Here is a 24,097-nt window from a genome sequence, read left to right as displayed (position 1 = left end):
CGGCCGGCAGCGGTGCCGGCGACGGCGCGCTCGCGCGATCCGCGGCGCCTAACAGGCACACCATAACCCAAGTTGCACCATGTTGGTCAAGATCTACATCACTTCCAAGTTGGTCGATATCCACCGCGCCCATCCGCAGGCCCGTTCACCCGCACCCCACCGAGCCCGGTGACCCCGCCGGCGATCAACTAGGCTTAGCGCCCGGGCCGACCGCTCCCGCGTGGGCCCGGCCCCCGCACACACCACTGGCCAGAGACGAGGTTGACAGTGTCCGCTTCAGACGCCGTCGCCCCTCCGGACGGGCGCACGCGCTACGCCAACGGGGAGCGCCGCCGCGCCGCCATCACCGACGCCGCCATGGAGGTCTTCGCCGAGCAGGGCTACAACAACCTCTCGCTGCGTCAGATCGCCGACGCCGTCGGGGTGAGCCACACCCTGCTGCGCCACCACTTCGGCAACAAGGAGAAACTGCTTGAGGCGGTTCTGAAGCGGCGCGAGGAGACCGAGTCCGAGTGGCGAGCCACCCTCTTCGCCGAGCACGGCCTGCTCGAAGCGCTTCCCCTGGTCATGGAGCACAACGCCACGATTCCCGGCCTCATCCAGCTCGACGCCGTCATGCGCGCCGAGGCGGTCAACCCCGAGCACCCCGCACACGACTACATCGTCGGCCTGGCCCGGCGTTTCCGGGCGGCGGTGCGCGCCGACCTGGAGGGCGAACGCGACGCGGGGCGGCTGCGCACCGACGTCGACCTGGACCTGGCCGCCATGCAACTGACGGCACTCATCGAGGGCGTGCAGGCGGAGTGGCTGCTGGACCGCGACGTCGATATGGCCGGCGTCGTACGCGACTTCGCCGAACACCTGCGCAAGGCCTAGCCGCCCAGCCCCCGGAGCCGTCACCCGCTGCCGAGTTTCCGCAGTCCTGGCGGCGGTCTCTACCACGACCCTGGAGTGCATTCCACGACCTCGGTGACACTCCACGACCTTGGGGTACATTCCACGACCACCCCGGGGTCGCGCAACAGGCACCAAGGTCGTAAAACGCCGCCCAGGGTCGTGCAGTACACGGGACGACGCAAGCACCGCGGACTCCTGGGGCAGCGACGGCGGTACGGGACGGTCCGGGCTCCGCAACATCGGCCGCTCCAACGTCAACACCTGACGGAGAATCACTCACCTTGAGGTGCCACGAGGCTCTGAATACCGTACTCAGGCGGGCAGCACCGCCACGCCACGGACCCCAATCAACCGACGAGAGGAACACCCATGCAGATCGGAATTATCGGAACCGGCAATATCGGCGCCAGCATCGTGCGCGCATTGAGCGCCGCCGGGCACGACGTCGCCGTCGCCAACTCCCGCGGCCCGCAGACCATCCCGGCCGACCTACTCGTTGACGGCGCCCGTCCCGTCACGTCCGCGCAGGCGGTAGAAGGCGCCGAGGCGGTCATCCTCTCGGTGCCGCTCAGCGCGATCCCCACGCTGGCGCCGCTTCTGTCCGATCTCCCCGAGGACGCGACCGTCATCGACACCTCGAACTACTACCCGGGTCGAGACGGCGAAGACCTCCTGCCCGCCGGTACGGTCGAAAGCCTGTGGGTGTCCGAGCAGCTGGGCCGTCCCGTCGCCAAGGCATGGAACGCCATCGGCTCCGCATCACTGGCCACCAAGGGCGCCCCCGCGGGAACCCCAGGCCGGATCGCACTGCCCGTGGCCGCGGACCGGAGCATCGACATGCAGCGGGCCAGGGCACTGGTCGAGGAGACGGGCTTCGACGCCTACGACGCAGGACCCTTGGCCGAGTCGTGGCGCCAGCAGCCAGGGACGCCCGCATACGGCACGGACCTGACGCTCGACTCGCTCCCCGGGGCTCTCGGCCGCGCCGACGCCGAGCGCGCCCCGGAGCGGCGCGACCTGGTGGTCGGGGTGTTCTCGAGCTGGCTCGGCGCCGGCGTGAACCCGGACGCGCAGTGGGGCGTCGCCGTCGCACGTCTCATCTGCGGCGGTCCCGCCGGCGCTGCCGACGACTCCACGGCGGAGCACTAGCCGGCCCGAAACGCGTGGAGCGGGCAGTGCTCGCTCCACGCGTTTCGGCACGCCGTTCTCGCGGTCCATCCCGACCGCGCACGCGGAAAGGTTGACGAATCCCCCGCGGGCCGAATACGCTCACACCAATTCGTGAAACGGTTCAACGATGATCCGGAGGAACCCGTGACCACACACCAACCCAGCCAGCCCGCCGCCGCCTCCGCCAAGAGCTCGAGCTCAAGCACTCCGCTCACAGCCGACGCCGGCGCACCCAACGCCGGCCTCCTCACCGCCGCCGCGCCCGACGCCACCGATCCGGTCGGCCCCCTGGCCGCCCCACACCGGCTGCGCGTGGATCACCAGCGCCCCGACCTGTCCGTCCTCGGCGGCACCGGCCCCACTCCCGCGCTGTCATGGGAGGTGCCGACCGCCCCCGCCGGATGGAGCCAGGCACATGCCGAAATCGAGATCGTCCGCGCGAACGTCGGCGCACTACCCGCCGCCCCGCAGACCTTCAACCTGGAGGGCGCCGACGCACTGTTCGTTCCCTGGCCCGCCCCGCCGCTGAGCTCACGCGAGAGCGCCGCCTGGCGGGTGCGCGTTGCCGGGGAAGACGGAATCTGGTCGCCCTGGTCGGCGCCCGCCGTCGTCGAGACCGGCCTGCTGAGCCGCGACGACTGGACCGCCCGCCCCATCACCGCACCCGGCAACCGACGCACCGATCCGGCACCAGTCATGGTCCGCCGCCTCACCGTCCCCGCCGGCACCACCACCGCCCGCCTGCACCTGACCGCCGGCGGCATCTACGAGGCCTTCATCGACGGCGTCAAGGTCGGCGCGGACGAGCTCGCCCCGGGCTGGACGGAGTACTCCCGGCGCATCCTCGCGCAGACGCACGACGTCACCACCGCGCTGACGCCGGGCGAGCACGAGCTCGCCGTCGTCCTGGGCAATGGCTGGTACCGCGGCCACCTGACCTGGGCGATGCACGAGGCCGTCTATGGGGAGGACCTATGGCTGCTGGCCCAGGTGGAGCTGAGCGACGGGCAGGACACCACCGTCATCGGCACGGATGAGGGGTGGACCTGGCGCCCCTCCAACGTCACCGCCAACGACCTGTACAACGGCCAGTCCACGGACCTGCGCCTGCCGGCGCTGGGCGAAGCGGAGGCCGAATCCCCGGTCGCCACCCTCGACCTGCCCGAAGCGGCGCTGGAACCGACCACGCTGCCGCTGCCCACCGTCGTCGGCGAGGTGCGGCCCGTGGAGGTCATCACCACGCCGTCGGGCAGGCGCATCGTGGACCTGGGGCAGAACCTGACCGGGCACCTGCGCCTGACCGTCCCCGGCGGCCGCGCGGGGGACGTGGTCACCCTGCGTCACGCCGAGGTCCTCGAGCACGGCGAGCTGGGCACGCGCCCGCTGCGCCACGCCGAGTGCACCGACCGTGTCACCCTGGCAGGTACCGGCACCGTCGAACGGCCCGAGGTCTTCACCCCCACCCTCACCCAGCACGGCTTCCGCTACGTGGACGTGGAGGGCTTCCCCGGCGACGACGACGCCCTGCTCGCCTCCGTCACCGCCCGCGTGGTGTCGGCAGGTATGGAGCGGGCGGCCTGGTTCGCCAGCTCCCAGCCGCTCGTGGACCGGCTGGTGGAGAACACCCGCTGGTCCACGATCGACAACTTCATCACCGTGCCCACCGACTGCCCGCAGCGCGACGAGCGGCTGGGCTGGACCGGTGACATCGGCGCCTTCGCCCCCACCGCCCTGAGTCTGTACGACGCCGCCGCCTTCCTGAACTCCTGGACGAAGGACCTGGCCGCCGCCCAGACGCCCGATGGCGCCCTGCCGGTGGTCTCCCCCGACGTGCTCGGCGGCAACAAGCTGACCTGCGCCTGGGGCGACGCCATCACCCTGGTGCCCTGGGCGGTCTACGAGGCCACCGGGAATCCGGCTGTGCTGGCGGCGAGCGTGGAGGCGATGAGTTGCTTCGTCGACGGCGTCGACGCGGTGGCCGGGGCCTCGCACCTGTGGCGGGGCGGCTTCCAGTTCGGTGACTGGCTGGATCCCGACGCGCCGCCGGAGGAGCCGGCCGCCGCCAAGGCCGACCCGGATGTGGTGGCCACCGCCTATTTCGCCCGCAGCGCCGACATCACCGCCCGCGCCTGGGCGATCCTTGGCGACGCCGAGCGCGCCGCCCACTACGAGGGGCTGGCCGCGAGCGTGCGGGAGGCGTACCTGGATGCTTACGTCACGGCCGACGGGCTGATCCTGTCCGACTGCGCCACCGTCTACGCCCAGGCACTCGCCTGGGACCTGCTGGACACGCCGCGGCGCGTGAACGGTGCCGGATGGCGCCTGGCCGACCTGGTGCGGCTGCGGTCCTTCCGGATCTCCACCGGCTTCGTGGGCACCCCGCTGGTGCCGGCCGCGCTGGTCAAGGGAGGCCAGGCCGCCACGGCCTCCCGGCTCGTGCTGGAGCGGGAGTGCCCCAGTTGGCTGTACCCGGTGACCATGGGGGCCACCACCATCTGGGAGCGCTGGGACTCCATGCTTCCCAACGGGGACATCAACCCCGGGGAGATGACCAGCTTCAACCACTACGCGCTGGGTGCCGTCACCCAGTGGCTGATCACCGACCTGGCGGGCCTGGACGTGGTCGGCGCCGGTGGCCGGGCGCTGCGGGTGGCCCCGCAGGTGGGGCACGGCTTCACCTCCGCGAGCGTGGTGCGGCGGCTGCCACTGGGCACCGCCCGCACCGCCTGGGAGATCGACGGCGATGTGCTGCACGTGAGCGTGCAGGTGCCGGTGGGGGCGAGTGCCGAGCTGGTGCTGCCCGGCGCCGCGCCGGAGACGCTCGGGCACGGCGTGCACGAGCGCACGGTGAGCTTGCCCGAGCAGCTGCGCGACGGCGGTCGAACGATCCGCACGGTGCGGGACCTCATGGACGATGACGCGGCCTGGGCGCGCGTCGTGGAGGCGGTGGCCGGCAAGCACGGCGCCTACATGGCCGACCCGGCCGCCACCCTCACCGGCTTCCTCACCCACGAGCTCGACTCGACCGCGCGAATCGTTCCCTGGGCCGCCACCGTATACGGCTTCGCCCCCGGGATGGAGACGATGCAGCAGGCGCTGGATGCCGTGATCGCGGAGGTGGCGCCGGACGCGCCGGAGGTCCCCGCCGCCCAGCGCGGCTGACCCCCACCCCCCTCCGCCGAGGTCGGTGGATCTTACGCACCGAGGTCGGTCGATATGGCGGTGGTCCGGGAACCCTCCCGCGATCCCGGACCACCGCCCCGCCCCCAGAAGGAGAACACCGTGTCCATCCGCTCCACTCGCCCGATCCTGCCGGGCTACTACCCGGACCCGTCCATCTGCCGCGTGGAGGGCACGTTCTGGCTGGTCAACTCCAGCTTCGAGTACCTGCCCGGCGTGCCGGTGCACCGCTCCACCGACCTGGTGCACTGGGAGCAGGTCGGCCACGCCTACACGCGTCCGACCGCCCTGCCGCTGCCCGGCGGCGACGCCGGCTCCCAGGGCACCTTCGCCCCCACCATCCGCCACCACGACGGCACCTTCTATGTGATCGTCACCAATATGGGTCAGGACCCGCTGGGCCAGCGCATCGTGCGCACCACCGACCCGGCCGCCGGCTGGTCCGACCCGGTGGAAGTGCCTGACACCCCGGGCATCGACCCGGACCTGTGCTGGGACGAGGAGGGCATCTGCCACCTGAGCTGGCGCGGGGTGTCCTTCGAGACCGGCACCGCGGTCTCCACGCTGCGCTCGGTGCCGATCGACCCGGACACCGGCGAGCGTCTGGGCGAAGTGGTGGATCTCTGGCAGGGCACGGGCATGCGCGACGCCGAAGGGCCGCACCTGTACCGGCGCCGAGGCTGGTGGTACCTGCTGCTGGCCGAGGGCGGCACCGGCGTCGGCCACTGCGTGACCATGGCGCGCGCCCGCGAGCTGACCGGCCCGTGGGAGCAGCACCCCGGCAACCCGATCCTCACCCACCGCTCCACCGACCATCCGGTGCAGGCCACCGGGCACGCCGACCTCGTCCCGCTCGACGACGCCGGCTGGGACGGGGGCCGCTTCGCCATGGTGCACCTGGGCATCCGCCAGTTGGAGCCCTTCCCCGGCTACCACGTCAATGGCCGGGAGACCTTCCTGGTCGGCGTCGACTGGGAGGGGGACTGGCCGGTCGTCGTCGAGGACCGCTATGCGGAGGCGATCGCCGCGCGCGACGCCGCCTCGACGCAGGCCTTCACGGATGAGTTGCGCGGGCGGCCCGGCCCGGTCGCGAACGGCGACGCCCCCTGGGACCTGCCCGACCGGTGGGTCTCCCCCGGCGGGCTCGCCCGTACCGCGCTGACGCGCAACGCGGCCGGGGCGCTGGCGATCACCGCACCCGACGACGACGCCGCGCCGCGTCCGCTGCTGGCGACCCGGTGCCGCGACGTCGGCTGGCGGGCCGAGGCGGAGTTGACGGTGGAGCCGGGCGCCGTCGTCGAGCTCTGCGTGTATTTGGACCCCGATCACCGGGCCGCCGCGCGCTGGGACGGGAGACGCGTTGTGGGCGTGGCGACCTCGGCGCCGTTCGAGCAGGTTCTCGGCGAATTGGCGGCAGAGGACTTGGAGGCGCCGCAGGGACGGACGCTGCGACTGTGGGTGAGCGCGCAGCTACCGGAGTCGGGGTTCTTCGGGCAGCGCGTGCCCGACGAGCTGGTGCTGGGCGTGAGTATGGCCGGACGGGACGCCGAGTTGGGGCGGTTGGACGGCCGCTACCTGTCCACCGAGGTGGCCGGCGGCTTCACCGGTCGGGTCGTGGGCGTGCGCGCCATCCGCGGCACCGCGACCGTTGGGCGCTTCGACTACCAGCCGCTGTAAACACGTCAGGCTCGGGCAGAATGAGCCCGATTGACCGGTTGCACACTTCTCCTCGGAGCCCAATCCCACAATCCGCACGATTCCGCGGTTCTACTGATACCGCCAGCAGCCATGAGCCGCCTCCAGTGTGCAACGAGGCGCCCGTTGCACACTGGAGCATCATCATCCATTTCAAACTCAACCACGTTTTTCGCGTAATACCAACAAATACTACGGGTCAGTCCGGGTCATGCCAACAGTCGTTGCGTGCAACCCCGCCACCTGAGCTCGGGGTTCCTCGGCGAACACCCTGCAGTTCTGGATTATCAGCCCAGGGTCCGCAGGGACAAGGAAAGTGTTGTCGGCGTGGATGTGTGTTGGATCGGGGTTTTTCGTTGAAGTGGCAGGTAAAGGTCGGGGCCAGTCAAGGGTGGGGCGTGATCAGGTACGCCTGGCACTAACAGGCCGCGGTATGTGGTACACGGCTCCGGGATGATCCGTAACGGCGCCATCACTACTGTTTGCCGCTCCTCGGTTGGCCTCGCGACTGCGGCAGGTGGCTGTGGGGCGGGCTGCCTGACTGCCGCGGAGTTGCCAGGGGTCGTGTTCGGGCATGGAAGGTCGTATTCGGTGGGTGGGGGTCGTCCTCGGGTGTAAGGGGACGTTGTCGGTGACCATGGACGGGGTGGGCGCAAGAAGGGGGTTGTGGGGTCGGTGAGGACGTATTCGACCATCGCCCATCGGCCGAGAACGTCCTCGTAAGCCCGAACCCCTCATCATTCGGTAGGGATTGGGGTACACGAGGTCGTACTCGGCGCGTGCGGGACGTTTTCGGGCGTACCAGGTCGTACTCGGCCCGTGTAGGTCGCACTCGGGGCGAGCCTGGACGGGCGAGACGTAGAGCTGGGCCGGTTCGACGGCCGCTACCTGTCCACCGAGGTGGCCGGCGGCTTCACCGGCCGGGTCGTGGGCGTGCGCGCCATCAGCGGCACCGCGACGGTGGAGCGCTTCGCCTACCGACCGCTTTAGGTGCACGGGAGGCGGCCGGAAGGAGCGCCTCGACCGTTTGCTCGCTGGAGGGAAGATGCGGATTGGAGCGTCGCCATTCAGGACGCGAGTTCGCGTTCGAGGATCTCGCGCAGCAGTTGGCTTCGGGTCTCCCCACGCGCCTGCGCCCTGCGGTCCAGCGCATCGCGTCGGGAACGCGGCACCTTGAAGGCGACCGTTACGAGTTCCTCCTCAGACAGCCGCGGGCGCCCGGGCGGGCCCACGACGAAGGCGCCCGGCTCGCCCGGAAAGTCGCCGCGTTCGGCCGCCCGCGCGAGTGCCTCAATGTCATCGTCTGTGAGCGTCCTGCCGCTCTTGGTCGTGTACTTCATCACCGGTTCCTCCTAACCGAGCCCGAGTTCGATTGCCGCGAGCCGTCCAGGGCCTAAGGCCCCAGTGCGTCTACTGCGCTGATCGGACGTCTACTACGCGGGTTCGCCGTCGGTTGTATGCCTCCGGAGCCTTCAGCAAACCGCTAACCAGCGTACCCAACAGCGAAGTGGCGTAACTGAAGAAAAAAGAGACAGCCCGTGCAGCCCCTGATACACGCCGGGACGTCCAGATAAGTGATGGCGGCCCAATTCGTCGCGCTATGAACGTTGCGGTCATAGCCGATAACCCTCCGATTACTACCACACCGGTCATATACGCTTGAGATGCCTTCTTCGGCACCTCCTCCCGGAACGCTTCATGTCCTTGCCGGGAAGGTAGGAGCCAGGAAGGAGGTGGGGGCTGTGGCCAAGTCGAAGGACAAGCGTCGCAAGGTCCGCAGGGACAAGGAAACGGCCCGGCAGACGAGCGAGCTGATCAGTGCTGTCGCTCGTCTAGTCCGGGCCGTCGGTGTCCTTGCCGACGCCCTCGGCAGGTGGTTCAACTGAACTATCTGCCTCGGGGAGTCATCCGGGTTGCATCCGGGTGGCTCCCCACCATTATGCGTCCGCGGTCTTCCGGTGGGCAAGGTGAATCATCAGAGCATCAACGTCCACGGCGACTCCGAATGACCGCTGGATCAGTCGCAGCGCACGCGCACGGCCATCCAGGGGCGGCTGGGCAGTGCCACCTCCACGCTTCCGCTCGCGCCGGTGGCGACTTGTTCGATTGTCATGTTCCAGGTGTCGATCACATCGATCGCCGCGGTGCGGCCCTGGGGAACCGTCACGGCGCTCCGGTAGGGCTGAGCACCGCCGAAGTAGGTCAACATGTAGTCATCCCCATCGACGGCAGTCTTCGTGCCCAGGCCGGGAGGCGCAGGCAGCAGCCGCCCACGCGGGGCCTCCTGGATGAGCCGGCGCAGGAAGGCAATGCGTTTCCAGCTCTCACCCCGCAGGACACCGCCGTGGGCCCACCAGATCCCCTCCTCATGGAAGTAGGTCTCACCGTGGGTCATGCCGGCGCCGCGAATAATGCCCTCCCAGAAACGACGCAGCTCCTCCTCAGCGGTGAGGTTTCCCCACTCGTGCTCCAGGTTGCCCTCATAACCGTATTCGTCGATGACGACCGGTTTGCCGAAGCGGTTTCGCAGTTCGTCCACCTTCCGTCCCATCTCGTAGCCTCCGCCCTGGAAGGACACGTGACTGACCCAGTCAGCGGAGGCGTCGAAGGGCTCGAAGATGTTGTGTACGCCGATGGGGTGCCCCACCGGGTCCTCCTCCACCACAATCCGCCCCAGACGGTCCCAATCCGAGAGGCGCTTAGTTGTCAGCAGCTCGTACTCGTTGGCCATGGACCACCACACGTTGGGGAAGGCGGCCAAACGCCGGACCACGTGCCTCAGGTAGGCGTCGTCGACGTCCGGAGTCATCTCCGCGAAGCCCCAACGGTCGTAGGGGTGAAAGAGGATGAGATCGGCGATGATCCCGAGGTGCCCCAGTTCCCGCACGCACTGCTCAAGCCTGTCGAAGAAGTCTGCATCGAACGCGTCCCAGTCCCACTCGCGCTCTCCCGGGCCGGCCGAGCGAAAGGGGACGGATTCCGGATCGGCGTGGTTGTAGTCGTAATGCTTAGGGAAGATGCACATGCGGAGCTTGTTGAAGCCGCTGGACGCCAGCGTCTCCAAGGTGCGGCGGCGCATGTCGGCACCCTGATGAATCCAGGCGTAGGCGGTGGTGCCCAGGGGCGTGAAAGGCAGGCCATCGGCATGGGCGAAGTGCCCGGCTACGACGCGCACAGGCCCGTGCTCACCTATGCCCGCCGGGTGGACATCGACTTCCGCCTCGAGCGGAGCGACCGCAGCGATCCCGTCGACACGCAAGCGCCAGTGGCCGGACACCTCGGGCAGGAAGCGGGCGGCCAGCTCGTCGCCGCGGCGATAGAAGACTCTCACGGACGTCCGGATACGGCTGCCTCCGGTCGTATCTCCGGTATCGGCGCCCGAGCCGGCGGACTCCACATCGGCCGCGTCGACGTCAACGAGTGTGGCGGTGAGGGTGACACTTCCAGCGATCTCGACGTCACGCAGTAGGGCTCCCGCGCCGGGAATGGTAACGGTTACCTCCACGGGCTCGTAGCAGCGGGCCGACACCGGGGCGCTCAATCGTGCTCGCGCCTGCTGTTCTAGCGTTGGCGCGGCGAGCGGGCGGGCCGCGCGGCGCACGGGCAGCACAGTGGGATCCTCGAGTTCGGCGAGCTCGGCGAGGAGCTCGGCACGCGCGGGGTTGTCCCAGCCGAGCGTGATCCCCAGCAGCCCGCCGATGGGAAACTCGGGGTGTTCGACGGCGACCTGGAGGTCGGTAAGCCACGGGATGCCGTGTTGAAGGAGAGCGCGTGCCTGCGGCACGCTGAGGACCGCCCCCAGGGTGGATTGCGGGCTGAAGTGGTTCATAGCAATCGCCTCCGACGATGTGAATGAGGATGACAGCCGCATCCGTCACGGCTGCTCGATGCGAGCGGGCGCGCGCAGAGCGCGGTGGCGCCCAACGACGGCGTCGGACCCGGTGACTCGGAAGGATGCCTCTGCACGCACATTCTCGCTGGAGGAGCCCACCCGCAGATCCACATCTCCGGCCTCGACCATCCAGTGCATGTCCCCGTCCAGCAGGGCCAGCAGGCTCGGAGCCACCTCGAAAACGACGATGGCGGACTCACCGGCCGCAAGTTCGATGCGTTGGAAGCCGATTAGTTCCTGAACGGGACGAGTCGTCGTGGCGTAGCGGTCGGTGGCGTAGAGCTGGACTATCTCGGTGCCGGTCCGTTCCCCGGTATTGGTCACCGTGACGCGTGCCGACACAGTGCCGTCGGGCGCGATGGACTCAGCGTCCAACTCAAGTTCGGAGTATGCGAAAGACGTGTAGGACAGGCCGTGTCCGAACGCATAACGCGGAGTGTGAGGCATGTCGACGTACTCGGGAAAACCCACCGACTCGCCCTGATGCCACTGGGAACCGTTGGGGTGGTTGTAGTAGACCGGCACTTGTCCGGCGCTGCGGGCGACGGACACGGGCAGGCGCCCGGTAGCGTCGACGGCGCCGGTCAGGACGTCAACGATGGCTTGTCCCCCGACCTCGGCCGGGTTCCACACCTCAAGTAGGGCGCTGAGCCCATCGGCGGCATCGGAGGAGACGGGCCGACCATCCATGTGAATGCCGATGGCGGGAACGCCGAGCGCTTCGATCCGTCGCAGCAGCCCCTCCTGCGAGGCGGGCAGACCCACCTCCGTCGAATCGATTCCCTCACCCATTGTGGCAATGGAACCCGTCCCGTTCTTGCCGCCGAGCATGAGAATGACGAGGTCTGTATCCGTTGCCGCCGTAAGCGCTTCCTCATACCCGGCGTCGGAGTCTCCCGCGACTTCGTATCCACGTACCCAATCGATCTCGCTGTTGGCCAGGCGCTCACGCAACTCATCGAGGATACAGCGGGCATCGGGGTGGAAGGCGCCCAGGATGGCGTCGAATTCCTCCCGTTCGTCGGACTGGACGGGCGTTCCGGGAATCGTGTCGTATCCGGTGGTTGTCTCGGCCTCGGCATCGATGGTGCCGGCCATGGAGGCACGCGCGGCCAGCACGCCCTCGGCCATGGACTCGTGCGTGTAACCGGCGAAGTGGAAGCGGGCATTCACGGCCTGGGGGCCGACGACGAGCACGCGTCCGGGGGCGCGGTCGCCCGTCGCGGGGAGCGGCAGGATACCGTCGTTGCGCAGCAGCACGATGGACTCGCGGGCGCTGCGCAGGGCGGTCTCACGGGCCCGCTCGCGAGCGACTCCGGTGAAGGGGACCGTCAGTCCGGCCCCCTCGCGGGCGTAGGGATCCTCGAACAGTCCCATGCGGAACTTGGCCTCCAACACTCGGCGCACTGCACGATCCAGCGCGGCCATGTCCGCCCGGCCGGAGTCGAAGCGGGCGGCAAGCTCATCGTTGAACCCCTGGATTTCATGCCATTCGGCATCCATGCCGGCGGTAAGGGCGCGTTGCCCCGCGTCGGCGAAGGTCGCGGCGACCTTCTGGAATGCGTGCATGTTGCCGATGGCGCCGTAGTCGGAGACGACCACACCCGTGAATCCCATCTCCTCGCGGAGCAGGCCGGTGAGCAGGCTGCGGGAGCCGGATGCGACTTCGCCATTGATCGAGTTGTAGCAGGGCATGACGCCCCCGAGCCCGGCATTAATAGCAGCCTGGAAGGGCTTGGCGTAGACCTCGCGCAGGAGGCGGGCGGTCACGGGTGCGTGAGCACCATGGATACCCCCCTCTGAGCCGTGGAAGCCGACGAAGTGCTTGGCAACCGCCTCGGTGCGCCGGCCGGTGCCGTCGTCGGCCTGAAGGCCACGGGTGAAGGCGGCACCCAGGGCACCGGCCAACGTGGGGTCCTCGCCGTAGGCCTCGCCGAAACGTCCCATGCGGGGGTCTCGGGCGATGTCGAGTACTGGGGCAAGGGAATAAGTGATGCCGACAGCCCGTTCCTGAGCGCCGACGATCCGTCCGAGTTCCTTCTCCAGCTCCGGGTCGAAGGAGGCGCCGCGACCGATTCCGTTGGGGAGGGAGACGGCACCGGGCAGATACGCGCCGCAAACGGCCTCCATGTGGAAGGCCGCGGGGATGCCGTGGGGCTGACGGGCAATGATCTCGGCCTGGAGACGGCGCTGGAACGCCGCCACCTCGGCAAGATCGGTGACTCGTCGCATTTCCAGGGTGGTGACGTGACCGACTCCGAGCGGCGTCCCCGCGACAACGGCCTGGATGTCCGTGTCGGCGTCGCAGCTGCGGGGGAACACGCATTGCAGCTGACTGAGCTTCTCGGCCGTGGGCATGTCTGCGAGTAGACGGTCGGCGCGTTGCGCCGGACTGAGGCTGGTGTCCAACCAGGGTGCGCTGTGCATTCGGGGTCTCCTTATCGGGTCGTGCATTTGCAGGCAATCTGTTGCGGCCGCAGTCGGCGGTCAGTCGAAGTCCTCGACGCGCCACTCGTCGTGCCAGTCGATCCGGACGCGGTCGTCGTCAAAGCGAATCGGGAGCCAGACATAGTCGGCCACGGCGGTGTCGGCGCCATTCAGTTCATAGAGAGAGGCCTCGACGGCGGGGCTGGGCGCGGGGTCCAGGATTGTCTCGGCGTCGGCGCGCTGCCCGCCCATGGGCCTGAACCGCTCGGCGAAGCCCTGCTGCACCAGGCGGGCGTCACCGTTCCAGGCGGGCAGCCAACGGTCGGCCAACGCGATGTACAGGTCCTGTTTGCCCGGATGCCGGAAGACCGACGAGATCTGCGAACGGTAAGAGGTTCCGGTGACATCACCGGCGTGTGGATCGCCCTGCTCACTCCACGGCCCGTGGTAGCTGGGAGCGGTTGCGACCATGGATGGGTTGGGCAGGTAGCCGGTGGTCCCAGAGGTGATCAAATAGTGGTGCCCTCCCCGCTCGAAGTATGCGGGGGCCTCACGCACGTAGGGAGGTTGCAGCCGGGGGAAGTGGGTGGAGTAGTAGCCGGTGACGTCGGTGTAGTCGGTGGTGAGGTCGGCGCAGATCAGTTCGGAGTGGACCCGTTCGTAGTAGTAGTAGCCCTTGGCGTCGGTGGGGTCCACGACCAGGTCGAAGTCGCCGGCGTTCATGCCCAACGGCTTGAAGTCTCGGTGTGCCATCCGGTAGGGGCCGAGCAGATTGTCCGCAACCAGCACGCTGGAGCGCTGCCCGCGTCGACTCATGACCTTGACCCAGCATACGAACAATCCCGTCTCCGCATTGAAGACGATGTGTGGACGGTCCAGCTTCGCGGCCGGGTGGAGCGGGGAGGAGGGATCGTCCGGCTCCGGCGGGATGATCAGCCCACAGTCCTCCCAGTTGTACAGATCGGTGGAGCGGTAGGCGCGCACACCCCAGTGCCAGGTGGAACCGTCGGGGGTGGTGCGCTCCTTGTTCTCGCCGTACCAGTAGTAGACGCCGTCGACGACGATGATTGATCCGCCATGGGCCTGGATGCGTTTGCCCTCGGTGTCGTACCAGGGACGTCCGGGAGTGAAGCAGGTGCGGCGACACACACGCCCCGCATCCGGTAGGGACTCCGGGTGAATGGGCGGAAATGCTGCGAGGTGGAAAGGTGACGCATCCGCATCATTCGTGCCGGCCACTGGCGGGGGGTTCGGAACGTTCATGCTCATCGCAGCTCCTTGATGGCAGCACCTATCACAGTCTCGATCCGCTCCCGCAGGCCAGGTGGGGCGAAACGGGGGTCAGGCGTCAACTCGGGGGCGATAGTCGACGGCGGCCGGTCGAGCAGCGGTCGCATGCGACGAGCCAGACCGGCGGAGTCGACGGTGAGGTCCCCGGCGTCCGCCATTACTGCGATGAGCGCCTCCCAGGCGGCGGGGTCGTCCATGAGTTCGCGCACGGTCCGGGGGCGCGGCCGCTCGCGGGCGGGCAGCGGCGCCGCGAAGGCATGATGGCCGGGGCCGATGTCCACGGCCGCAGTGTCCGGTGAGTCGTCGGGCAGGCGGACCGTACCGGTCACGCCAACGGGCAGGTCCGCCGTGAGCTCCAGGACGCCGTTGTGAACCTCCCAACTCACGGCGATCCGACCGTAGGGACTCAGGTGGCTGGTGGCGGCGGAGGTGACGCCGTCGATGGGCGCAGGCGCGATCTCAACGTGCCCCCACCCCGGTACTGCGGGCGACAGTCCCGCCAGGCCCCGGTGCAGCCAGTCGGCGACGGCGCCCAGCGCGTAGTGGTTGAAGCTGGTCATCTCCCCGGGGTTGATGTCCCCGTTGGGAAGCATGGAGTCCCAACGCTCCCAGATAGTGGTGGCCCCCATGGTCACCGGGTACAGCCATGATGGGCACTCGGTCTGGAGCAGCAGACGGCCGGCTACGTCGGCGTGCCCGGTGGCGACCAGGGCCGGGATGACCAGCGGGGTGCCGACGAAGCCGGTGGCGATGTGGAATCCTGACAGGCGCACCAGATCGGCCAGGCGTTCCCCAGCGAATGCCCACTGCTGCGCGGTCGGAAGCAGGCCCCAGCAGATGGCGAGCGCGTAGACGGTCTGGGCGTCGGAGTGGATCCGGCCGACGGGGGTGACGAAGGCGCGGTTGAAGGCGGCACGTGCTTCATCGGCCAGACGCCGGTAATGCGCTGCGACGACGGCCTCGTTAAGGCTGTCTGCCGTGTCGGCGACGACGCGGGCTGAGCGGGCGAAATAGGCGGTGGCGACCACGTCGGGGTCGGCCTTCGCGTCAGCCGGACGGTCCGGCGGGGCGGTCGGATCCAACCAGTCGCCGAACTGGAAACCACCAGACCAGATGCGGTCCTCCCCGGCCAGCGCGGCAACGCGGTCCACCCAGGCGCGCATAGAGGGCAGCTGGGCACGCAGCACCTCAGGGTCGCCCGTGGCCTCGTAGACGGCCCAGGGCACCAGGGTGGCGGCGTCTCCCCAGGCGGCAGCGGGAGCATGCTTCACGGTCGGCTCGAAGGTGGGGGTGAAGTGCCGCACACCTCCGTCCGCGTACTGCTCGGCGGCAAGGTCGATCAGCCAGGACTGCAGGAACGAGGTGGTGTCGAACAGGTAGGCGGCGGTGGGCGCGAAAGCCTGAATGTCTCCGGTCCAGCCGAGCCGTTCGTCGCGCTGGGGGCAGTCGGTGGGGATGGAGACGAAGTTGCCCCGTGTCGACCACACGACGTTGTCATGCAGTTGGTTCAGGAGCGGATGGGAGCAGCGGAAGGCGCCGGCCGGCTCCAGGTCGGAGCCGATGATTACCAGTTCGACATCCTGGGCGGCCAAGTCCGGAATACCGGAGACCTCGGCGTAGCGCAGACCGTGGAGGGTGAGCGTGGGCTGGAGAACATGTTCTCCAGCGTCGGACAGGATCCAGGTGTCGGTGGCGCGTGCCGCTCGCAGGGGGCGGATACCGAGTTCACCGTCCTCGAGGACCTCAGCATGGCGGATGGTGATCTCGGTGCCGGATTCCAGTCCGCGTACGGTCAGGCGGACGACGCCGACGGCGTTCTGTCCGAAGTCGACCAGAGTCTTGCCGCTCGGCGAGTTCCAGACCCGCTGGGCGGGCAGAGCGCCGGTGGGACGGATGCGGGGCGCGACCTGGGGAACGAGCTTTGGAGATGTGGCGCCACGGGCGGCGCCGGACGGGGCGGCGGACACGATCTCAACACGGTGGGCGGATGCGCTGGGGCCGGCCAGGCGCAGGTCCGTACTCTGCCCGTCGTAGAGGTCGTCGGCGACGACGGCGGACTCGGCGGCGGTCCAGGACTCGTCGGTGGCGATGACGGTGTGGGTGCCGTCGGCCGTGGTGAGCTCGAGCTGGGCGGCCAGAGCGAGCCGGTCGCCGTATACCGCCGTGTCACCCAGGTAGCCGAGGTGTCCGCGCCACCAGCCGTTGCCGAGGAGCACATCGACCCGGTTGGTGCCGGGGTGCAGCAATTCGGTGACGTCCCAGGTGACCACTTGGAGCCTGTGGGTGTATGAGGTCCAGCCGGGGTTGAGGACGGAGTCGTCCACACGTACGTCATTGATACGGGGCTCACAGACGCCGTGGGCAGTGGCCCGTAGACGGGCTGCGAGCAGACCTTCCGGTACCTCGACCGTCCGGGAGATTACGGGCGCCCGCTCGCCGACGCCGCCGATGTCGACCGGGGCGATGAAGGCGGCCTCCCAGTCAGCCGCATCGAGGAGGGCGGCCTCGACCTCGACCCGGGCGGACCACGGTGACCACGCTGAACCGTCGGCGCTCACGGGCGTTGCGTCTGCCCCGGGTTGCGAGGCGGCTTCCGCGCCGATGGGAACAGCGGCATGACCGACGTCCTCCGTTCTCCCGCGCACGCGGATGCGGACGGTGGCGGTTTGGCGGGAGGCAAGCGGCGTCGTCGGCCAGGGCACGAGGATCTGCTTCGCAGATTTGACCGTCACCACTTCGGTTTCGTGTCCCTCCTCCCCTCCGCGGGTGACCTCCACCTCGTATTCCTCCTGACGCCACCCGTCGGGAGCACTGCTGATCCGCCATGACAGGCGCGGCGTAGCGGTTTCGACGGCTAGCAGTCGTGCGGCGGCGCGATGATGCTCGAAGCGCAGGTCGACGACGGACGGGGCGGTGTGAGCGGACATTGCGGAGTCTCCGGAGGGTTTGGTGGATGAATGGGCTGTGGGCGGCAACGTCCTACCCGGTGGTCGTGAGGAGGAACGACCACCGGGTGGAACGTCGGGGTCAGGCGGTGTGTGCCAGGGCTAGGCGCGCCCGGCGGCGGGACCGCTGTTTGACGGGGTCGGCGACGGGCGCCGCCATCTGTAGCCGACGCGTGTACTCGTGCGCCGGTGCCGTGGCTACCTGGTGCGCATCGCCGAGTTCGACTATCCGTCCCTGGTACAGGACGGCGATGCGGTCGCTCACGCGATTGACCACGCCGAGGTCATGGCTGATGAACAGGTAGGCGACGCCAGTGGCCTGCTGTATGTCCTCGAAGAGCGTGAGCACGCGCGCCTGAGTGGTGACGTCCAGGGCGGAGGTGGGCTCGTCACAGATGATCACGGCGGGGTCCAGTGCGAGCGCCCGAGCGATGGCGATACGTTGGCGCTGACCACCGGAGAACTCGCGGGGGTAACGGCCCGCGGTGTCCGCAGGCATGTTGACGGCGTCGAGCAGCTCCAGGACCCGTTTTCGGGAGTTCTCAATGCCGGCGGCCTGCAGGGGCTCAGTGAGAATGTCGCCGATTCGCATGGCGGGGTTCAGTGAGGTGTACGGGTCCTGGAAGACGACCTGGATGTCTCGGGCGATGGCGCGGCGCTCGGCACGGGAGACATTGGAGATGCGTCTGCCGCGGAAGCGGATTTCCCCAGCGGAGACGGGGGCCAGGCCCAGAATGGCACGGCCGATCGTGGTCTTGCCGGAACCGGATTCGCCGACCACGGAAAGGGTCTCGCCTGCGTGCAGGTCAAGGCTGACGCCGTGAATGACGGTGGTCCCCGCGCCCCGCTTGGCACCCGGGAAGGTGACGACGAGTTCATCGACTTCCAGGAGCGGAGTACCGGTGGACGGCGGTTGGGCGTTCGTGCTGGTCATGACTCGACCTCCATGAGTTCGACGCTGAGGGAGGAGGACAGCAGGTCGCGCGTGTACTCCTCGCGGGGGTGGGCGAACAGGGATTCGACGTCCTGAGTCTCGATGATCTCGCCGTCCTTCATGACCGAGACGGTGTCGCACAGGTCGGCGACGACGCCGAGGTTGTGGGTGACGAAGATGAGGGCGAGGCCACGCTGACGAGCCAGTTCACGCAGCAGATCCAGGACCTCGGCCTGTACGGTGACGTCCAGGGCGGTGGTCGGCTCGTCGGCGACGATGACATCCGGCTCGCATGCGAGTGCGCCACAGATGAGCACCCGCTGGGCCATACCGCCGGAGATCTCGTGCGGATACAGGCCCATGACGCGTTCGGCATCGTCGATGCCGACGGAGTGCAGCAGGGAGATGGTCCGCTCCCGTATCTGATCCTTCGACAGGTCGGTAACGGCACGCATGCCGTAGGCGAGTTGCTTCCCGATGGTGAAGGACGGGTCGAGGTTGCTCATGGGCTCCTGAGGCACGTAGGCGACCTTGTGTCCGCGGGTGGCCTGCATGGCGCCCTCGTCGGCAAGTACGTCGACGCCGTCGATCATGATCGTGCCGCCCAGTTTGAGCGCCTCCTTGGGGAGGATGCCCAGCACAGAGAAGGCGATCTGCGACTTGCCGGATCCAGATTCCCCGACGAGCCCGTGAATCTCTCCCTTGTGCACATCCAAATCGATACCGTGGACGACCTCCCGGAAACCACTGTCGGTGGTGTAGCCGACGCGCAGACCGCGGATGGAAACGGCGGCCTGCGGGTCCGGGGCGGCGACGACGTCGTCCCGGTGAGCGGCGATGGTGACCTCCAGCGCATCGCGGCGCTGGCGGCGGGTGACGACGCGCGCCCGGGCGGAGGCCTGAAGCGCATCGGACAGGGCATTACCCAGGAGGATGAGGGCGAGGATGGTCACCGAAATGACCAGAGCCGGCCAGAGGACGGCGACGGGGTTGTTGTAGATGCCGTTGAAGGAGACCTGGAGCATGACGCCCCAGGAGACGCCGGCCGGATCGCCGAGCCCGAGGAACGACATTCCCGCCTCGGTGCCGATGCCGGAGGCGAGGATGAAGGCGCCCTGGATGACGATGGGGGCGCGCACGGCCCACAGGATGTGGCGACCGATGATGCGGGCGTCGGACAGCCCGACAACGCGGGCCGCGTCGACGTAGAGCTCGTTGCGTACCGAGACGACCACAGAGCGCACCAGGCGGTAGTAGGTCGGCGCGGTCAGTAAGCCGAAGACGGCCATCATGACCGGGATGTTCGGGCCGGTGACCGCGTACAAGGCGATGAGCAGGATGATGGAGGGCAACGACATCAGCACGTCGGTGACAAAGCCGGCCACGGTTTCGAAGCGGCCGCGGTAGAAGCCGGCCACGAGTCCGCTGCTCACGCCCACCAGTAGGGAGACGCCGAGCATCAGCAGGCAGGAGATGACGGTCTGCCGGGACCCCCAGATGAGGCGGGAGAGGATGTCACGTCCCGAGCCGTCACCGCCGAGCGGGTGCCCGGGGGTACCTGGCGCGGCGTTGGTGGCTGCGAGGTCGGTGACGTTCGGACCGTACCGAGCCAGCAGCGGGGCGAAGACGGCGGTGAGGACGACCGCTGCCACAATGAGTAGACAAATGTCCGCGAGGGGGTTGCGCAGGAGTCGGAGTAATACGCTGCTATCCGCGCTCTCTCTGCCATCGCCGCCGGACGTGCCTGTAACAGTATCTGAGACGTTTGTTTCGGTTGTGGGAGTGGTTGGCGTGCTCATCGTGTTCTCGCCTTCGGGTTGAGGAGGGTGATCGCCAGGTCGCCCAGGAAGTTGACGACCAGTACGATGACAGCGGTGACCAGGACGGTCCCCATGACCATGGGTACGTCGAATATCTGCGCCGAGGAGTTGGCGAGCTGTCCCAGACCCGGGAGGGCGAAGACCTGCTCGATGAATACCGCCCCGCCCAGGAGGGAGAAGACGGTGAGGCTGAGGACGGTCAGCCCCGGTGCGGCGGCGTTGCGCAGCACGTGGCGGAAGACGACGGCTCGCTCGCTCACGCCGCGGGCGCGCAACGTGCGCACGTAGTCCTTACCGAGCTGATCGAGGGTGGCGGTTCGGAACTGCTGAGCAGCGCTGGAGACGGCACCGATGAGCAGGGCAAGCACGGGCAGGGTGATGGACGCGGCCCACCCTCCCAGAGAAACGTCCGGGGATACATAGCCGGTGGCGGGCAGCACCCGCCAGAAGATCGCGAACAGGAATACCAAGACGATCGAGGTGATGAATGAGGGCACCGCAGTTCCGAGGATTGAAAGGAATTGGAGGACCCGGTCGATCCGACCGCCCTTGACCGCCGCGGTGACTCCCAGCAGTACGCTGAGCAGCGCCGTGAGGACGAGGGCGACAGCGGTGATGGCCAGGGTGACGGGCACGCGCGTGGCCAGGGCCTCGGTCACGGACTGACCGGTGTAGAACGAGCGGCCGAGGTCTCCGGTGAACAGCCCCTGCACCCAATGCCCGTACTGAACCAGGAGGGGTTGGTCGAGCCCTAGTTCGACCATCTTGGCGGCCACATTCTCTTCGGTGACTTCGGCCTGCATCCCCATGACGGCGCGGGCGATGCCCGGGCCGTTGCCGTACATGAGGAAGAAGACCACGAAGGTGACGACCGCGAGCACGACCACCGATCGCAGCAGGTTCCTCCATACCGAGGTAAGCATGATCAATACTTCCTGTCTGGTTTTCAGCCTGTGCGGCGATTCACTGGAAGTCGCGGAGCTTGGGGGCCAGGCCCTCAAGGTCGGAGACGTTGTCAATGACGACGTTGGCGGTATGGGCGTAGAAGGAGGTGGGGTTGACCATGGGGGCGAACCAGGCCTGGTCGATGATGTACTGGTTGATGGCCTTCTGCGCGGCCTCGGCCTCCTCGTCGGTGCCGGTGCAGATGATGTCCCACTGTTCGTCGACGTACTCGTCCTTCTGATGCTCAAGATTCCAGTAGCCGGTGTCGCGTACCACGATGTCGATGTCCTGGACAGAGTCGCCGATATTGCCCAACTGCCACAGCACCACCGGGTAAGTACCCGAGAGCAGGTCACCGATGGCGTTGGCTCCGGTTAGCGGCACCTGTTTGACGGTGATGTTCAGTTCGGCGAGCTGCTGGGTCACGTAGGGCATGAGCACGTCGTGGTTCTGGCCATCCATGGTGGGTAGCTCAAGCTCGAAACCCTCGGCGTAGCCCGCCTCGGACATGAGGGACTTGGCCTTGTCTACGTCGAAGGGGTACGGGTCGGCGAGGTCATCTAGGTATGCAGTGGAACCGGGGCGGAAGATCTGGTGCGAGACCTCACCGTGGCCTGCGTACAGGTTGTCGACCATGGCCTGCTTGTCGAAGACCATGTTGATGGCCTGGCGCACGCGGACATCACCCAGAGCTGGGATGATCTCGCCCTTGTGGTCGGTGAGCAGCAGCCGGGTGGTCTGACCGTTCATTTCCTTGACCTCGAACCCGGAGCCGGTCACCTCGTCGTAGGACTGGGCGTTAACCAGGGTGCCGTCGATCTGACCGGTCTTGAGGGCGTTCAGCGCGGCGGTCTCGGAGGCGTACACCTTGCAGACGAGCTTGGCGTAGGGGTAGGCGTCGGCTTCCCAGTACTCCTCGTTCTTGGTGAAGGAGTACACGGATCCGCGGGTGGTTCCTGCCTCATCAAGCAGATAGGGGCCGAATCCCACGGGCTTGTCGTTCAGGTTGCCGGAGTCGATCAAATCGGGCGAGGTGAGTTTGACCCGGGAGACTCGGTCATTCATGAGGGGCTGCGGCTCGGGCCAGGTGAGCGTGATGGTCTGGGCATCAGGAACATCGAAGGTGATGCCCTCGTACAGGCTGCGCGTGGCCTCATTGGTAGCGGCGAACTCGAAGTTCGCTCTGACGGCCTCGGCGTCAGCTGTAGCACCGTCGGAGAAGGTGGTGCCCTGGCGCAGGTGCGCCGTGAAGCTCCTGCGGTCGTCGCTGATCTCCCAGGATTCAGCCAGGCTGGGCTCGAGCTCGCCGAACTCGTTCGGACGGCACACCAGCCCCCAAATCGCCTCTCCCGGCCAGCCCTGATAACCGGGTTGATTGTTGGGATCCCAGCCTTCGATATCGGCGGTCATGCCAAGGGTGAGAGTGTCCTTGGCGCCTCCGGAGGCCGCACCGCCGCCGGTATTGTTGGCTCCTCCGGTGCAGGCGGCGAGTATCGCACCGATAGTTACAGCAGCGGAGCCGGTGAGCATGGAGCGACGGGTGACGAGTCGCATGATGTCCTCCCTTGGACGGATGGGATACGAACTCCTGGCCGAGTCGGCGTCGACTGTCGGCCGGAACCTTGCACAACCGGACTGTGCAACGTTCTACGACGACGATAGAACCTCCGAAGACGGTTGTCAAGGAGATGGTCTCGCGACGCAACATACACGAGAGTCGGCCACTCAAGCCCCCAGACCTGCCATCTCGCGCAACGACCGCGACAGCCACGCCACCATCTCACGTTATGTAGAACGGTGCACTACATCTAGAATGCCCATGTGTCCGCATCTCCCTTACCATCAGGCCAGTCGAAGCCCCGCAAGCGCGCCACCATCAAGGATGTTGCGGCCGAGGCCGGGGTTTCGGTCGCCGCTGTCTCAAAAGTGCTCCGGAACGCCTACGGTGTCTCCGACCAAATGCGGCAGCGGGTAGAGGCAGCGATTGAGAAACTAGACTACCGCCCACGCACCGGAGCTCGCACCATGCGTGGCAGCTCGCAGACGATTGGTCTGGTGCTGACCGACTTCGCCTCACCCTTCCAATTCGAGGTGGCCGAGGCCATCGCCTCTCGACTCAACGAGACCCAGTACCAGGATATCCTGACAATCGCCGGCACTTCACCTGACGGCTACCGCAGACGCATCGATTCGCTTGTGGATCTGCAAGTCGACGGCATCATTCTGATCTCCCCCAGGCTCGACATGGCGTCTCTCAATCGACTGGCCAAGACCATGCCCCTGACCACGGTGGCGCTCCACGGGGAGCCGGAACTCTTCGATACCGTCGTCACCGACGAGTATCATGGCGCACAGCTCATGGTCGACCACTTGGTGTCGCTGGGACATGAGTGGATCGCTCACACCGCCATGCCGCTCTCCAGCGTTGAGAACGGTTATCTACTGTCGCAAACGATGAGGCGCCGAGGATTCGTCCGAGCGATGGAAAACCACGGGCTCACCCCGGACGTAATTGAGACCTACTACTCGGAAGCTGGGGGACGTGACGCCGCCGAACGTGCACTCACACGACGGCATCGCCCTACCGCCATATTCGCCGGAACCGACGCCGTCGCCTTCGGAGTACTTGATTATATCGAAGAACAAGGCCTGACCGTCCCCGGGGACATGAGCGTGAGTGGCTACGACAATGTCCACACCACGGCCTTGCGGCGCGTCTCATTGACCACCATCGACCAATCGGGGGAGCAGACCGGCAAAGCAGCGATCGACCTACTGTTGGAACGGATCAACGGGCGCGCTGAGCCGACCCGGCGCATCATCGAGCCCACGTTGGTGACTCGTAGCACAACCGCGCCTCCCCCTGCCCGCCGGTGACGCCTCGCCGGCGCCATCCTGTTCT

General features: G+C 67.6%; 16 protein-coding genes. 7 read left to right on the top strand and 9 right to left on the bottom strand.

What is annotated here, in order from left to right:
* The first annotated feature begins 267 nt into the window (after nucleotides 1-267).
* The 5 genes from ACGLYG10_RS06125 to ACGLYG10_RS16975 all read left to right on the top strand — a co-directional run bounded on the left by ACGLYG10_RS06125 (nucleotide 268) and on the right by ACGLYG10_RS16975 (nucleotide 7,932).
* Nucleotides 268-876 (top strand): TetR/AcrR family transcriptional regulator, encoded by a 609-nt coding sequence (locus ACGLYG10_RS06125; protein ID WP_073329043.1) that lies wholly within the window; start codon nucleotides 268-270, stop codon nucleotides 874-876.
* A gap of 390 nt (nucleotides 877-1,266) precedes the next feature.
* The gene (locus ACGLYG10_RS06120) at nucleotides 1,267-2,046 is read left to right on the top strand and encodes an NADPH-dependent F420 reductase (RefSeq protein WP_073329041.1); all 780 of its coding nucleotides are present in this window, start codon (nucleotides 1,267-1,269) and stop codon (nucleotides 2,044-2,046) included.
* A 165-nt stretch (nucleotides 2,047-2,211) separates the two neighbouring features.
* Nucleotides 2,212-5,229, top strand: coding sequence for an alpha-L-rhamnosidase (locus ACGLYG10_RS06115; protein WP_211482986.1), 3,018 nt, complete (start codon nucleotides 2,212-2,214; stop codon nucleotides 5,227-5,229).
* Between the two features lie 120 nt (nucleotides 5,230-5,349).
* Nucleotides 5,350-6,924, top strand: a complete 1,575-nt coding sequence (locus ACGLYG10_RS06110; RefSeq protein WP_211482985.1) for a glycoside hydrolase family 43 protein — start codon at nucleotides 5,350-5,352, stop codon at nucleotides 6,922-6,924.
* 861 nt (nucleotides 6,925-7,785) lie between these two features.
* Nucleotides 7,786-7,932 (top strand): hypothetical protein, encoded by a 147-nt coding sequence (locus ACGLYG10_RS16975; protein ID WP_395994437.1) that lies wholly within the window; start codon nucleotides 7,786-7,788, stop codon nucleotides 7,930-7,932.
* 77 nt (nucleotides 7,933-8,009) lie between these two features.
* On the opposite strand, the gene ACGLYG10_RS06105 is transcribed toward ACGLYG10_RS16975, so the two are convergent.
* Nucleotides 8,010-8,282: a hypothetical protein gene (locus tag ACGLYG10_RS06105; protein WP_073329038.1), complete on the bottom strand. Its 273-nt coding sequence runs from the start codon at nucleotides 8,280-8,282 to the stop codon at nucleotides 8,010-8,012.
* 402 nt (nucleotides 8,283-8,684) lie between these two features.
* Here ACGLYG10_RS06105 and ACGLYG10_RS16185 point away from each other — a divergent pair, with 402 nt between their 5' ends.
* On the top strand, nucleotides 8,685-8,828 hold the full coding sequence (locus ACGLYG10_RS16185) for a hypothetical protein (RefSeq protein ID WP_168708182.1): 144 nt from the start codon (nucleotides 8,685-8,687) through the stop codon (nucleotides 8,826-8,828).
* Nucleotides 8,829-8,959: 131 nt separating this feature from the next.
* Here ACGLYG10_RS16185 and ACGLYG10_RS06100 read toward each other — a convergent pair whose 3' ends face one another.
* The 8 genes from ACGLYG10_RS06100 to ACGLYG10_RS06065 form a co-directional block, all read right to left on the bottom strand.
* Nucleotides 8,960-10,771 (bottom strand): DUF5605 domain-containing protein, encoded by a 1,812-nt coding sequence (locus ACGLYG10_RS06100; RefSeq protein ID WP_073329036.1) that lies wholly within the window; start codon nucleotides 10,769-10,771, stop codon nucleotides 8,960-8,962.
* A gap of 45 nt (nucleotides 10,772-10,816) precedes the next feature.
* On the bottom strand, nucleotides 10,817-13,261 hold the full coding sequence (locus tag ACGLYG10_RS06095; protein ID WP_073329033.1) for a glycoside hydrolase family 3 N-terminal domain-containing protein: 2,445 nt from the start codon (nucleotides 13,259-13,261) through the stop codon (nucleotides 10,817-10,819).
* Nucleotides 13,262-13,321: 60 nt separating this feature from the next.
* On the bottom strand, nucleotides 13,322-14,524 hold the full coding sequence (locus ACGLYG10_RS06090) for a family 43 glycosylhydrolase (RefSeq protein ID WP_083565614.1): 1,203 nt from the start codon (nucleotides 14,522-14,524) through the stop codon (nucleotides 13,322-13,324).
* Nucleotides 14,525-14,526: 2 nt separating this feature from the next.
* Nucleotides 14,527-17,478, bottom strand: a complete 2,952-nt coding sequence (locus ACGLYG10_RS06085; RefSeq protein ID WP_073329028.1) for an alpha-L-rhamnosidase — start codon at nucleotides 17,476-17,478, stop codon at nucleotides 14,527-14,529.
* Nucleotides 17,479-17,578: 100 nt separating this feature from the next.
* Nucleotides 17,579-18,430, bottom strand: coding sequence for an ABC transporter ATP-binding protein (locus ACGLYG10_RS06080; RefSeq protein WP_073329026.1), 852 nt, complete (start codon nucleotides 18,428-18,430; stop codon nucleotides 17,579-17,581).
* Nucleotides 18,427-20,229: a dipeptide/oligopeptide/nickel ABC transporter permease/ATP-binding protein gene (locus tag ACGLYG10_RS06075; RefSeq protein ID WP_083565612.1), complete on the bottom strand. Its 1,803-nt coding sequence runs from the start codon at nucleotides 20,227-20,229 to the stop codon at nucleotides 18,427-18,429. Before ACGLYG10_RS06075 ends, ACGLYG10_RS06080 begins: the two co-directional genes overlap by 4 nt.
* A complete protein-coding gene (locus tag ACGLYG10_RS06070; RefSeq protein ID WP_073329325.1) occupies nucleotides 20,226-21,173 on the bottom strand; it encodes an ABC transporter permease in 948 nt (315 codons plus the stop codon). Before ACGLYG10_RS06070 ends, ACGLYG10_RS06075 begins: the two co-directional genes overlap by 4 nt.
* Before the next feature lie 40 nt (nucleotides 21,174-21,213).
* A complete protein-coding gene (locus ACGLYG10_RS06065) occupies nucleotides 21,214-22,749 on the bottom strand; it encodes an ABC transporter substrate-binding protein (RefSeq protein ID WP_073329023.1) in 1,536 nt (511 codons plus the stop codon).
* Nucleotides 22,750-23,016: 267 nt separating this feature from the next.
* Here ACGLYG10_RS06065 and ACGLYG10_RS06060 point away from each other — a divergent pair, with 267 nt between their 5' ends.
* Entirely contained in the window at nucleotides 23,017-24,072 is a 1,056-nt protein-coding gene (locus tag ACGLYG10_RS06060) for a LacI family DNA-binding transcriptional regulator (protein WP_073329021.1), read from the top strand.
* The last annotated feature ends 25 nt before the right edge of the window (nucleotides 24,073-24,097 follow it).

The sequence above is a fragment of the Actinomyces glycerinitolerans genome (assembly GCF_900098745.1).
In the GTDB taxonomy this organism is placed as follows: domain Bacteria; phylum Actinomycetota; class Actinomycetes; order Actinomycetales; family Actinomycetaceae; genus Actinomyces; species Actinomyces glycerinitolerans.
The sequence above is the reverse complement of the archived record's forward strand: the minus strand, read 5'-3'. Positions and strand labels throughout refer to the sequence as shown.